Below are 13,910 nucleotides of genomic sequence, written 5' to 3'. Positions count from 1 at the left end.
AATTTACAAGACTAAAATTTTATAGAAAAACTAAAAAAGTCTTGACAAAATTTTTTTTTTGAGTTATAATCTTACTTTTATTTTTGCTGGTTTAGCTCAGTTGGTAGAGCAGCTGCCTTGTAAGCAGCAGGTCGGGGGTTCAAGTCCCTTAACCAGCTCCATTTATTTTAGCAGTGTTTGACCAGAATATTGAAAAAGCAATATTTTTATGGTGAGTTACTCAAGTGGCCAACGAGGGCAGACTGTAAATCTGCTGGCTTTCGCCTTCCGTGGTTCGAATCCACGACTCACCACCATGCTTTGCGGGAGTAGCTCAGTTGGCTAGAGCATCAGCCTTCCAAGCTGAGGGTCGCGGGTTCGAGTCCCGTTTCCCGCTCCAATAATTTAAAAGAACTGGGAGCTGTATTTTAAAACCTTTAACTTACAGTATATATCCCATTTAAGAGTTTTTGTTGTCTGTTATTGTGTATAATTTTTCTGAGCGCTCGTATGGCTCAGAGGTAGAGCACTCCCTTGGTAAGGGAGAGGTCGCGGGTTCAATTCCCGCTATGAGCTCCATGAATTGAAAAAATTATATAGATATAAGACTTGCTTTGCTCAATTTATTTTTTATACGGAGGAAAAAAATGGCTAAAGAAAAATTTTCACGTAATAAGCCACACGTAAACATTGGTACTATTGGTCACGTTGACCATGGTAAAACTACTTTAACAGCTGCTATTTCTGCTGTTCTTTCTAGAAGAGGTTTAGCAGAGCTTAAAGATTATGATAATATCGATAATGCTCCAGAAGAAAAAGAGCGTGGTATTACTATTGCTACTTCTCATATTGAATATGAAACAGACAATCGTCACTATGCACACGTTGACTGTCCAGGTCACGCAGATTATGTGAAAAACATGATTACAGGTGCTGCACAAATGGATGGAGCGATCTTGGTTGTTTCTGCTGCAGATGGTCCTATGCCACAAACTAGAGAGCACATTCTTCTTTCTCGTCAAGTAGGCGTTCCATATATTGTTGTTTTTATGAATAAAGCAGATATGGTTGATGATGCTGAACTTCTAGAGTTAGTTGAAATGGAAATTAGAGAATTATTAAGCTCTTATGATTTCCCAGGCGATGATACACCTATTATTTCTGGTTCTGCTTTAAAAGCTCTTGAAGAAGCTAAAGCTGGACAAGATGGTGAATGGTCAGCCAAAATTATGGATCTTATGGCTGCAGTTGATAGCTATATTCCAACTCCAACTCGTGATACTGAAAAAGACTTCTTGATGCCAATTGAAGACGTTTTCTCAATTTCAGGTCGTGGTACTGTTGTTACAGGTAGAATTGAAAAAGGTGTTGTAAAAGTAGGTGATACTATCGAAATCGTTGGTATTAAAGATACTCAAACAACAACTGTAACAGGTGTTGAAATGTTCAGAAAAGAAATGGATCAAGGCGAAGCAGGAGATAATGTAGGTGTTCTTCTTCGTGGTACTAAAAAAGAAGAAGTTATCCGTGGTATGGTTCTTGCTAAACCAAAATCAATTACTCCACACACTGACTTCGAAGCTGAAGTTTATATCTTAAATAAAGATGAAGGTGGTAGACATACTCCATTCTTTAACAACTATAGACCACAGTTTTATGTAAGAACAACTGATGTTACAGGTTCGATTAAATTAGCTGATGGTGTTGAAATGGTTATGCCAGGTGAAAATGTGAGAATTACTGTAAGCTTGATCGCTCCAGTAGCACTTGAAGAAGGAACTCGTTTTGCTATTCGTGAAGGTGGTAAAACTGTTGGTTCAGGTGTTGTTTCTAAAATTATTAAATAATTTAACAAAGCCAAGTTAAAAGCTTGGCTTTAATTTTTTAAGGAAAATTGAAATGAGAATTAAAGTTGGTTTAAAGTGTGAAGAATGTGGTGATATTAATTATAGCACCTATAAAAATAGTAAAAATACTACTGAAAAATTAGAATTAAAAAAATATTGCCCAAGATTAAAAAAACATACACTTCACAAAGAAGTTAAGTTAAAAAGTTAAGCTTGCGCCCTTAGGGCAATAGCTCCAACGGTAGAGCGCCGGATTCCAAATCCGATGGTTGGGGGTTCGAATCCCTCTTGCCCTGCCATAATTAAGGTTTAAATAAATGGAAAAATTAATAACTTATTTTAAATTATCAAAAGCCGAATTAAGGAAAGTAATTTTTCCTTTAAAAGAACAGGTAAGAAATGCCTATATTACAGTTTTTGTGGTTGTTGCGGTGATTTCTTTGTTTTTGGCGTTAGTGGATTGGTTTATGTCCTCTATTGTTTCTGCAATCGTGTAAGGAGAGTAAATGAGTACTCATAAATGGTATGCAATTCAAACTTATGCTGGCAGTGAAATGGCAGTTAAAAGAGCCATTGAAAATTTAGTAAAAGATAACGGAATTGAAGAACAACTTAAAGAAATTGTTGTTCCAACTGAAGATGTTATTGAATTTAAGAATGGAAAGGAGAAGATTAGCGAAAGAAGTTTGTATTCAGGATATGTTTTTGCACTTCTTGATTTAAATACAGAGCTTTGGCATCGCATTCAATCTCTTCCAAAGGTTGGTCGTTTTATTGGAGAATCCAAAAAGCCAACCCCTTTAACAGAAAAAGATATTAATTTGATTTTGGAAAAAGTTCACAATCGTGCAGCGCCTAAACCAAAGATTTCTTTTGAAGAAGGGGAAAATGTGAGAATCACAGAAGGGCCATTTGCAAACTTTACTGCAATTGTAGAAGAGTATGATATGGTTCGTGGTTTATTAAAATTAAATGTTTCTATTTTTGGACGCTCAACTCCAGTGGAGATCTTATATTCTCAAGTTGAGAAAATAATTTAATTTATATCAAGTAAGGAGATTTGTTATGGCTAAAAAAGTCGTAGGCGAAATTAAATTGCAAATTGCTGCCACAAAAGCAAACCCATCACCACCTGTTGGTCCTGCTTTGGGTCAGCAAGGTGTTAATATTATGGAGTTTTGTAAGGCTTTTAATGAAAGAACAAAAGATATGGTAGGTTTTAATATCCCTGTTGTTATCACTGTTTATGCAGATAAAAGTTTTACTTTTATTACAAAACAACCGCCAGCTACGGATTTGATCAAAAAAGCAGCTGGAATTTCTAAAGGTACGGATAATCCGCTTAAAAATAAGGTGGGCAAGTTAACTCGTGCTCAAGTTTTAGAAATAGTAGATAAGAAAATTGCAGATTTAAATACTAAAGATAGAGATCAAGCTGCTAAAATTATTGCAGGTTCAGCTCGTTCTATGGGTGTTGAAATCGTAGATTAATCCTTTCACCGCCAAGGTAAAAGGCGGTAGCACTTTAAAATGCGGAGAAAATAAATGGCTAAGATAGCAAAAAGATTAAAAGAATTATCACAAAAAATTGATTCAAATAAAGAGTATGCTTTAAGTGATGCAATTGATACAATAAAGACTTTAAAGTCTGCTAAATTTGATGAGACTGTAGAAATTGCTTTAAAACTCAATGTTGATCCAAGACATGCAGATCAAATGGTAAGAGGGTCTGTTGTTTTACCTGCTGGAACGGGTAAAAAAGTTCGCGTTGCTGTAATTGCAAAAGACGCAAAAGCTGATGAGGCGAAAAATGCTGGTGCAGATATTGTAGGTAGCGATGATTTAGTAGAAGAAATTCAAAAAGGTAATATGAATTTTGATGTTTTGATTGCTACTCCAAATTTAATGGGACTTGTTGGTAAAGTTGGTAGAATTTTAGGGCCAAAAGGTTTAATGCCAAATCCTAAAACTGGAACAGTGACTATGGATGTTGCTCAAGCAGTTAATAATGCAAAAAGTGGTCAGGTAAATTTCCGTGTTGATAAGCAAGGAAATATCCATGCAGGTCTTGGTAAAGTAAGTTTTTCCAAAGAACAATTATGGGATAATGTTAGCACTTTTGTAAAAGCAATTAACAAACATAAACCTGCCGCAGCTAAAGGTAGATATATTAAAAATGCGGCTTTATCTTTGACAATGAGCCCTTCTGTAAAGCTTGAAACACAAGAATTGCTTGATATGAAATAAGAGTTGCTTTTTTGCAACTCTTTTGTTTTAAAATAAACATTTGAAAAAATTTTTGATTTTTTGAAATGTTTATTTTAGATTGAAGATAGTCGAGGCGTAAGCTTAATTGGATTTCCACTCTACTTGAAATCTCAATCGGAAAGGAGAAAATGTGACTAGAAGCGAAAAAGTTGAGATTATTGCTAAACTTGAAGAAGGTTTTAAAGCTAGTGAAGCTATTGTAGTTTGTAATTACAGAGGTCTTAGTACAAAAAAACTAGAAGAGCTTAGAAATAATGCAAGAGAAAACAATGTAAAAGTTCAAATTGTTAAAAATACTTTGGCTAACATTGCTCTTAACAATTCCGGTAAAACAGGTCTAGTTCTTAAAGATACAAATATTTATCTTTGGGGCGAAGATCAGCTAGGTGTTTCAAAAGTAGCTGCTAAATTTGAAGAAAATAACGATAAATTTGAAATCAAAACAGCTCATATTGAAGGCGAAGTTGCAGATGTTGCTAAGGTTAAAGCTCTTGCTAAAATGCCTTCACGCAATGAGTTGCTTGCTATGCTTTTGCAAGTTTGGAATGCGCCAATTACCAATTTCACAATAGGTTTAAATGCGCTTAAAAATAAAAAAGAATCTGAATAAATTAAATAAAAGGATAAAAAATGGCAATCTCTAAAGAAGATGTATTAGAATATATTTCAAATTTAAGTGTTCTTGAGTTATCAGAACTTGTAAAAGAGTTTGAAGAAAAATTTGGTGTGTCTGCTGCTCCTGTAATGATAGCTGGTGGTGCTGCAGCTGGTGGTGCTGCAGCTGCTACTGAAGAAAAAACTGAATTTGATATCGTTTTAATTGATGGCGGTGCTAAAAAGATTGAAGTTATTAAAATCGTTCGTGCTCTTACAGGCCTTGGTCTTAAAGAAGCAAAAGATGCAGTTGAGCAAACTCCTTCAACTCTAAAAGAGGGTGTGGCTAAAGCTGAAGCTGAGGAAGCTAAAAAACAACTTGAAGAAGCTGGTGCTAAAGTAGAACTTAAGTAATTTTAAGCTTTAAAGTTAGAAGAAGATTTGCCAAGGCAAGTCTTCTTTTTTATTTTTACCTAATTTTTAGGTCTTCTTTTTTAAATTTACAAAATTTACCATGAGGTATGTGCGATATGTTAGATAATAAATTAGGAAATCGTTTAAGAGTAGACTTCTCAAACATTTCAAAACAAATAGAAATCCCAAATCTTCTACAACTACAAAAAAAGAGTTTTGATTATTTTTTAAATCTTGATAATGGTGAAAGTGGTATAGAAAAAGTTTTTAAATCAATTTTTCCTATTCATGATCCGCAAAATAGATTGAGTCTTGAATATGTTAGTAGTGAAATAGGCAAGCCAAAATATACCATTCGCGAATGCATGGAAAGAGGTTTGACTTATTCTGTAAATTTAAAAATGAAAATCCGTCTTACTCTGCATGAAAAAGATGAAAAAACAGGGGAAAAAGTTGGCGTAAAAGATATTAAAGAACAAGAAATTTATATCCGCGAAATTCCTTTAATGACAGATCGTGTATCTTTTATCATTAATGGGGTTGAGAGGGTGGTTGTAAATCAATTACATAGAAGCCCTGGTGTTATTTTTAAAGAAGAAGAAAGTTCAACGGTTGCAAATAAGCTTGTTTATACAGCACAAATTATTCCTGATCGTGGTTCGTGGCTTTATTTTGAATACGATGCCAAAGATGTTTTGTATGTAAGAATCAATAAGCGTAGAAAAGTTCCTGTAACTATGCTTTTTAGAGCTTTAGGGTATAAAAAACAAGATATTATTAAGTTGTTTTATCCTATTCAGACTATACATGTGAAAAAAGATAAATTTTTAACAGAATTTAATCCAAATGATTTTATGGATAGAATAGAATATGATATTAAAGATGAAAAAGGAAAAATCGTTCATCAAGCTGGAAAAAGACTTACAAAGAAAAAAGCAGAACAGCTTATTAAAGACGGTTTAAAATGGATAGAATATCCTGTAGAAATTTTACTTAATCGTTATTTAGCAAATCCTATTATTGATAAAGAAAGTGGAGAGGTTTTATTTGATTCTTTAACTTTGTTAGATGAGAGTAAGCTTGCTAAGATTAAAGAGCAAAAAAGTTTTGATATAGCAAATGACTTGGCTAATGGCGTTGATGCAGCGATTATTAACTCCTTTGCTCAAGATGGAGAAACTCTAAAACTTCTTAAACAAAGTGAAAATATCGATGATGAAAATGATTTAGCTGCGATTAGAATTTACAAAGTTATGCGCCCAGGTGAACCTGTGGTAAAAGATGCAGCGAAGGCTTTTGTAAATGATTTATTCTTCAATCCTGAAAGATACGATCTTACCAAGGTAGGTCGTATGAAAATGAACCATAAATTAGGTCTTGAAGTACCTGAGTATGTTACTGTTTTGACTAATGAAGATATTATTAAAACTGCAAAATATTTAATTAAAGTAAAAAATGGTAAAGGACATATTGATGATAGAGATCATTTAGGAAATCGTCGTATCCGTTCTATAGGTGAACTTTTAGCCAATGAACTTCATTTAGGTCTTGCAAAAATGCAAAAGGCGATCAGAGATAAATTTACTTCTTTAAATGCGGATCTTGATAAAGTAATGCCTTATGATTTAATCAATCCTAAAATGATTACTACAACTATCATTGAATTTTTTACAGGAGGTCAGCTTTCGCAATTTATGGATCAAACCAACCCTTTAAGCGAGGTTACTCATAAGCGTCGTTTATCAGCGCTTGGTGAAGGTGGACTTGTAAAAGAAAGAGCAGGTTTTGAAGTGCGTGATGTTCACGCGACACATTATGGTAGAATTTGTCCAGTTGAAACACCTGAAGGTCAAAATATTGGTTTGATTAACACTCTTTCTACTTATGCAAAAGTAAACGAACTTGGCTTTGTTGAAGCACCATATAGAAAAGTTGTAAATGGTAAAGTGACTAATGAAGTTGTTTATCTTACAGCAACACAAGAAGAAGGCTTATTTATCGCACCAGCTTCAACTAAGGTTGATGCTAAAGGCAATATAGTAGAAGAATTTGTTGAGGCTAGACAAGATGGTGAAACTATACTTGCAAGACGCGAAGAAGTGCAATTAATCGATCTTTGCTCAGGTATGGTTGTTGGGGTTGCGGCTTCTTTGATTCCGTTTTTAGAGCACGATGATGCAAACAGAGCACTAATGGGTTCAAACATGCAACGTCAAGCTGTGCCACTTCTTACTGCTTCAGCTCCGATAGTAGGAACAGGTATGGAACAAATTATTGCGCGTGATGCTTGGGAAGCTGTTAAAGCAAAGCGTGGCGGTGTGGTTGAGAAAGTGGATAATAAAAGCATTTTCATTTTAGGTGAAGATGATAAAGGTCCATTTATTGACCATTACACTATGGAGAAAAATTTAAGAACCAATCAAAATACAAATTATATTCAACACCCTATTGTTAAAAAAGGTGATATAGTAAAAGCAGGACAAATTATCGCAGATGGTCCTTCTATGGATCAAGGCGAACTTGCTATAGGTAAAAATGCTTTAATCGCTTTTATGCCTTGGAATGGTTATAACTATGAGGATGCTATAGTTGTAAGTGAGAGAATTATTCGTGAAGATACTTTTACAAGCGTGCACATTTATGAAAAAGAAATTGAAGCAAGAGAACTAAAAGACGGTATAGAAGAAATTACCAAAGATATTCCAAATGTAAAAGAAGAAGATGTTGCGCATCTTGATGAGAGCGGTATTGCAAAAATTGGTACCCATATCAAACCAGGTATGATTTTGGTGGGTAAGGTTTCTCCAAAAGGTGAGGTTAAACCAACTCCTGAAGAAAGACTTTTAAGAGCGATTTTTGGAGAAAAAGCAGGACATGTTGTGAATAAATCCCTTTATGCAACCGCTTCTTTAGAGGGTGTTGTTGTGGATGTTAAAATTTTCACTAAAAAAGGCTATGAAAAAGATGATCGCGCAATAAAATCTTATGATAAAGAAAAAATGGCTTTAGAAAAAGAGCATCATGATAGACTTTTGATGATGGATAGAGAAGAAATGCTTCGTGTTTGTGCTCTTCTTTCCAAAGCCTCTTTAAATAGCGATCAAAAAATTGGAGATAAAAATTATAAAAAAGGACAAACTGCAGATATTAGCGAACTTGAAAAAATCAATCGTTTTACTTTAACAACTTTGATTAAAGCTTATTCTAAAGAGATTCAAAAAGAATACGATGATTTAAAAAATCATTTCCAAAATGAGAAGAAAAAATTAAAAGCAGAACACGATGAAAAGCTTGAAATTTTAGAAAAAGATGATATTTTACCAAGTGGGGTAATTAAGCTTGTTAAAGTTTATATTGCTACAAAAAGAAAGCTTAAAGTCGGTGATAAAATGGCAGGACGTCATGGAAATAAAGGTATAGTTTCAACTATAGTTCCTGAAGTAGATATGCCTTATTTGCCAAATGGTAAGAGCGTGGATATTGCGCTTAATCCACTTGGCGTTCCAAGTCGTATGAATATAGGTCAAATTTTAGAAAGTCATTTAGGTTTAGTTGGACTTAGACTTGGGGATCAAATTCAAGAAATTTTTGATAGAAAGCAAAAAGATTTTCTTAAAGAATTAAGAGCGAAAATGCTTGAAATTTGTTCTATTCCAAGACTTGCAAACGAAAAAGAATTTATTAAAAGCTTAAGCGATGAAGAGCTTTTAAACTATGCTAGAGACTGGAGTAAAGGAGTTAAATTTTCTACTCCTGTTTTTGAAGGTGTAAATATAGAAGAATTTAGCAAGCTTTTTAAAATGGCCAAGATAGATATGGACGGCAAAACAGAACTTTATGATGGACGCACAGGTGAAAAAATTGCAGAGCGTGTTCATGTAGGATGTATGTATATGCTAAAACTCCATCACTTGGTTGATGAAAAAGTTCATGCAAGAAGTACAGGACCTTATAGCTTGGTTACCCAACAACCTGTGGGTGGTAAAGCACTCTTTGGGGGACAAAGATTTGGAGAAATGGAAGTTTGGGCACTTGAAGCTTATGGAGCGGCTCACACTTTAAGAGAAATGTTAACCATAAAATCAGATGATGTAGAAGGTAGATTTAGTGCTTATAAAGCATTGACAAAAGGTGAAAATGTTCCAGCAACAGGAATTCCTGAAACATTTTTTGTATTAACCAATGAGCTTAAATCTCTTGCTTTAGATGTTGAGATTTTTGATAAGGATGAAGATAATGAGTAAATTTAAAGTAATAGAAATTAAAGAAGATGCAAGACCTAGAGATTTTGAAGCATTTCAACTAAGACTTGCAAGTCCTGAAAAAATCAAATCATGGTCTTATGGAGAAGTAAAAAAACCAGAAACTATTAATTATAGAACCTTAAAGCCTGAAAGAGATGGGCTTTTTTGTGCAAAGATTTTTGGACCTATAAGAGATTATGAGTGTCTTTGTGGTAAATACAAAAAAATGCGTTTTAAAGGCGTTAAGTGTGAAAAATGTGGTGTTGAAGTAGCAAATTCAAAAGTGCGTCGTTCTAGAATGGGGCATATCGAGCTTGTAACTCCTGTGGCTCATATTTGGTATGTTAATTCTCTTCCAAGCCGTATAGGAACGCTTTTGGGTGTTAAGATGAAAGATCTTGAGCGTGTGCTTTATTATGAAGCTTATATCGTTGAAAATCCAGGCGATGCTTTCTATGATAATGAAAGCACCAAAAAAGTAGAATATTGTGATGTTTTAAACGAAGAGCAATATCAAAATTTAATGCAACGCTATGAAAATAGTGGCTTTAAAGCAAGAATGGGTGGAGAAGTTGTTCGTGATTTACTTGCAAATTTAGATCTTGTGGCACTTTTAAATCAGCTTAAAGAAGAAATGGCGGCTACAAATTCAGAGGCTAAGAAAAAAACCATCATTAAACGCTTAAAAGTAGTAGAAAATTTCTTAAATTCAAATTTAAACGCCAATACCGATAGTGATGAAGCCGTACCAAATCGTCCTGAATGGATGATGATTACAAATCTTCCAGTTTTACCGCCAGATTTGCGTCCTTTAGTGGCTTTAGATGGTGGAAAATTTGCAGTTTCTGATGTGAATGACTTATATCGTCGTGTTATCAATAGAAATACACGTCTTAAAAAACTTATGGAACTTGATGCACCTGAAATCATTATCAGAAATGAAAAAAGAATGCTTCAAGAGGCTGTTGATGCACTTTTTGACAACGGTCGTCGTGCTAATGCTGTAAAAGGAGCAAATAAACGCCCATTAAAATCTTTAAGTGAAATCATCAAAGGGAAACAAGGACGTTTTAGACAAAATCTACTAGGTAAAAGGGTGGATTTCTCAGGTCGTAGCGTTATTGTTGTAGGTCCAAAACTTAGAATGGATCAATGTGGTTTACCTAAAAAAATGGCTTTAGAGCTCTTTAAGCCACATCTTTTAGCTAAGCTTGAAGAAAAAGGTTATGCAACCACAGTAAAACAAGCTAAAAAAATGATAGAAAATAAAACCAATGAAGTTTGGGAATGTTTAGAAGAGGTAGTAAAAGGGCATCCTGTTATGCTAAACCGTGCGCCTACTTTACATAAACTTTCTATTCAAGCTTTTCATCCTGTTTTAGTGGAAGGTAAGGCTATACAACTTCATCCTTTGGTTTGTGCAGCATTTAACGCAGACTTTGATGGGGATCAAATGGCGGTGCATGTGCCACTTTCTCAAGAGGCCATTGCGGAATGTAAGGTGCTTATGCTTTCATCAATGAATATTCTTTTGCCAGCAAGCGGTAAGTCTGTAACCGTTCCATCGCAAGATATGGTTTTAGGAATTTATTATCTTTCATTGGAAAAAGCCGGTGCTAAAGGTTCGCATAAAATTTGTACAGGTATTGATGAAGTGATGATGGCGCTTGAAAGCAAGTGTTTGGATATTCATGCGAGTATACAAACTATGGTAGATGGTAGAAAGATTACCACTACAGCAGGAAGATTGATTATTAAATCCATTTTACCTGATTTTGTGCCTGAAAATAGCTGGAATAAAGTCTTAAAGAAAAAAGACATTGCTGCGCTTGTGGATTATGTTTATAAACAAGGTGGTTTAGAGATTACAGCAAGTTTCTTGGATAGACTTAAAAATTTAGGTTTTGAATATGCAACTAAAGCAGGTATTTCAATTTCGATTGCAGATATTATTGTTCCTAATGATAAACAAAAAGCTATCGATGAAGCAAAAAAACAAGTAAGAGAAATTCAAAATTCTTATAATCTCGGTTTGATTACTTCAGGGGAAAGATACAATAAAATCATTGATATTTGGAAAAGTACAAACAATGTTCTTTCAAAAGAAATGATGAAGCTTGTAGAAAAAGATAAAGAAGGTTTTAACTCTATTTATATGATGGCAGATTCTGGTGCTAGGGGTAGTGCAGCTCAAATTTCTCAGCTTGCTGCGATGAGAGGACTTATGACCAAACCTGATGGTTCTATTATCGAAACGCCTATTATTTCAAATTTCCGTGAAGGGCTAAATGTTCTTGAATACTTTATTTCAACTCACGGTGCTAGAAAAGGTCTTGCAGATACCGCTCTTAAAACAGCAAATGCGGGTTATTTGACAAGAAAACTCATCGATGTTGCACAAAATGTAAAAATTACCATTGAAGATTGTGGAACACATGAGGGTGTTGAAATCAATGAAATTACCGCAGATAGTTCTATTATAGAAACTTTAGAAGAAAGAATTTTAGGTAGGGTTTTAGCTGAGGATGTGATTGATCCTATTACAAATTCTGTGCTTTTTGCAGAAGGTACTTTAATGGATGAGGAAAAAGCAAAAATTCTTGGCGAAAGCGGTATAAAAAGTGTCAATATCCGCACTCCTATTACCTGCAAAGCTAAAAAAGGAATTTGTGCAAAATGTTATGGTATCAATCTTGGTGAAGGTAAATTAGTAAAACCAGGCGAAGCAGTGGGAATTATTTCCGCTCAATCTATCGGTGAACCAGGAACGCAGCTAACTCTAAGAACTTTCCATAGCGGGGGAACTGCAAGTACGGATTTACAAGATAGACAAGTAAGCGCACAAAAAGAAGGTTTTATAAGATTTTATAATCTTAAAACTTATAAAAACAAAGAAGGTAAAAATATCGTAGCAAATCGTAGAAATGCGGCGGTTTTACTTGTGGAGCCAAAAATCAAAACTCCATTTAAAGGTGTGATTAATATAGAAAATATTCATGAAGATGTGATTGTTTCTATTAAAGATAAAAAACAAGAAGTAAAATACATATTAAGAAAATACGATCTTGCTAAACCAAATGAATTAGCAGGTGTAAGTGGCAGTATAGATGGAAAACTTTATTTGCCATATCAAAGCGGCATGCAAGTAGAAGAAAATGAAAGTATCGTAGAAGTGATTAAAGAGGGTTGGAATGTACCAAATCGTATTCCTTTTGCGAGTGAAATTTTAGTAGAAGATGGCGAGCCTGTAGTTCAAAATATCAAAGCAGGCGAAAAAGGAACACTCAAATTTTACATCCTTAAAGGCGATGGTTTAGATAGAGTAAAAAATGTTAAAAAAGGTGATATTGTTAAAGAAAAAGGATTCTTTGTAGTGATTGCTGATGAAAATGATAGAGAAGCAAAAAGACACTATATCCCAAGAGAATCTAAGATAGAATTTAACGATAGTGAAAAAATCGATGACGCAAATACTATCATTGCAAGTGCTCCTAAAAAAGAAAGAAAAGTGATTGCAGAATGGGATGCTTATAATAATACTATCATTGCAGAAATTGATGGTGTTGTAAGCTTTGAGGATATTGAAGCAGGTTATAGTGCTGATGAGCAAATTGATGAAGCTACAGGTAAGCGTTCTTTAGTAATTAATGAGTATTTACCTAGCGGAGTTAGACCAACTTTGGTAATTGCAGGAAAAGGTGATAAAGCTGTGCGTTATCACCTTGAACCAAAAACCGTTATTTTTGTTCATGATGGCGATAAAATTGCTCAAGCAGATATTTTAGCAAAAACTCCAAAAGCAGCAGCTAAATCAAAGGATATTACAGGAGGTCTTCCAAGAGTTTCTGAACTTTTTGAAGCAAGAAAACCAAAAAATGCGGCTGTGATTGCAGAAATTGATGGTGTTGTTCGTTTTGATAAGCCTTTGCGTTCTAAAGAAAGAATTATTATCCAAGCAGAAGATGGAACAAGTGCTGAGTATTTAATCGACAAATCAAAACATATTCAAGTAAGAGATGGAGAGTTTATTCATGCAGGTGAAAAACTTACAGATGGAGTTGTTTCGAGTCATGATGTGCTTAAAATTTTAGGTGAAAAAGCCTTACATTATTATTTGATTTCTGAAATTCAGCAAGTTTATCGCGGACAAGGTGTTGTGATTTCTGATAAACATATAGAAGTTATCGTTTCTCAAATGCTAAGACAAGTAAAAGTTGTAGATAGTGGACATACGAAATTTATTGAAGGTGATTTGGTTTCAAGACGTAAATTCCGTGAAGAAAATGAAAGAATCATTAGAATGGGTGGAGAACCAGCTATTGCCGAACCTGTGCTTTTAGGTGTAACAAGAGCAGCGATTGGAAGTGATAGTGTGATTTCTGCGGCTTCATTCCAAGAAACTACCAAAGTTTTAACTGAAGCAAGTATAGCAGGTAAATTTGACTACTTAGAAGATTTAAAAGAAAATGTTATTCTAGGTAGAATGATTCCTGTTGGAACAGGGCTTTATGGCGAACAAAATTTAAAACTTAAAGAACAAGAATAAAACTCTATTTTATAGCCC

General features: G+C 34.4%; 10 protein-coding genes and 5 tRNA genes. All 15 read left to right on the top strand.

Annotated elements, in window-relative coordinates:
- The first annotated feature begins 85 nt into the window (after positions 1–85).
- The 15 genes from BGS40_RS03730 to rpoC all read left to right on the top strand — a co-directional run bounded on the left by BGS40_RS03730 (position 86) and on the right by rpoC (position 13,892).
- Positions 86–161: transfer RNA gene (locus tag BGS40_RS03730), tRNA-Thr, on the top strand.
- Positions 162–210: 49 nt separating this feature from the next.
- Positions 211–296 (top strand) — tRNA-Tyr (locus BGS40_RS03725).
- Between the two features lie 6 nt (positions 297–302).
- Positions 303–379: transfer RNA gene (locus tag BGS40_RS03720), tRNA-Gly, on the top strand.
- Between the two features lie 104 nt (positions 380–483).
- A tRNA-Thr gene (locus BGS40_RS03715) sits at positions 484–558 on the top strand.
- Between the two features lie 68 nt (positions 559–626).
- The gene (gene tuf / locus BGS40_RS03710; RefSeq protein WP_002855271.1) at positions 627–1,826 is read left to right on the top strand and encodes an elongation factor Tu; all 1,200 of its coding nucleotides are present in this window, start codon (positions 627–629) and stop codon (positions 1,824–1,826) included.
- A gap of 52 nt (positions 1,827–1,878) precedes the next feature.
- On the top strand, positions 1,879–2,037 hold the full coding sequence (rpmG, locus tag BGS40_RS03705; RefSeq protein WP_002793551.1) for a 50S ribosomal protein L33: 159 nt from the start codon (positions 1,879–1,881) through the stop codon (positions 2,035–2,037).
- A gap of 12 nt (positions 2,038–2,049) precedes the next feature.
- Positions 2,050–2,125, top strand: a tRNA-Trp gene (locus tag BGS40_RS03700).
- Positions 2,126–2,143: 18 nt separating this feature from the next.
- Entirely contained in the window at positions 2,144–2,323 is a 180-nt protein-coding gene (gene secE / locus BGS40_RS03695) for a preprotein translocase subunit SecE (protein ID WP_002859033.1), read from the top strand.
- Between the two features lie 9 nt (positions 2,324–2,332).
- Positions 2,333–2,866, top strand: coding sequence for a transcription termination/antitermination protein NusG (gene nusG / locus BGS40_RS03690; protein ID WP_002851098.1), 534 nt, complete (start codon positions 2,333–2,335; stop codon positions 2,864–2,866).
- A gap of 25 nt (positions 2,867–2,891) precedes the next feature.
- Entirely contained in the window at positions 2,892–3,317 is a 426-nt protein-coding gene (gene rplK / locus BGS40_RS03685) for a 50S ribosomal protein L11 (protein ID WP_052794110.1), read from the top strand.
- Positions 3,318–3,371: 54 nt separating this feature from the next.
- Positions 3,372–4,073, top strand: a complete 702-nt coding sequence (gene rplA, locus BGS40_RS03680; protein WP_002854928.1) for a 50S ribosomal protein L1 — start codon at positions 3,372–3,374, stop codon at positions 4,071–4,073.
- A gap of 151 nt (positions 4,074–4,224) precedes the next feature.
- Positions 4,225–4,704 (top strand): 50S ribosomal protein L10, encoded by a 480-nt coding sequence (gene rplJ, locus BGS40_RS03675; RefSeq protein ID WP_002857585.1) that lies wholly within the window; start codon positions 4,225–4,227, stop codon positions 4,702–4,704.
- A 20-nt stretch (positions 4,705–4,724) separates the two neighbouring features.
- Positions 4,725–5,102, top strand: coding sequence for a 50S ribosomal protein L7/L12 (gene rplL, locus BGS40_RS03670; RefSeq protein WP_096738381.1), 378 nt, complete (start codon positions 4,725–4,727; stop codon positions 5,100–5,102).
- A gap of 107 nt (positions 5,103–5,209) precedes the next feature.
- Positions 5,210–9,346 carry a DNA-directed RNA polymerase subunit beta gene (gene rpoB / locus BGS40_RS03665; protein WP_002859036.1) on the top strand — a complete coding sequence of 1,379 codons (4,137 nt, stop codon included), beginning with the start codon at positions 5,210–5,212 and terminating at the stop codon, positions 9,344–9,346.
- Positions 9,339–13,892, top strand: coding sequence for a DNA-directed RNA polymerase subunit beta' (gene rpoC, locus BGS40_RS03660; RefSeq protein ID WP_002884848.1), 4,554 nt, complete (start codon positions 9,339–9,341; stop codon positions 13,890–13,892). Before rpoB ends, rpoC begins: the two co-directional genes overlap by 8 nt.
- Positions 13,893–13,910: the final 18 nt, after the last annotated feature.

It is taken from the genome of Campylobacter sp. 107, assembly GCF_002383835.1.
Lineage (GTDB): Bacteria > Campylobacterota > Campylobacteria > Campylobacterales > Campylobacteraceae > Campylobacter_D > Campylobacter_D jejuni.
Note: the sequence above shows the minus strand (reverse complement) of the source record. Positions and strands in the feature narration are given on the sequence as shown.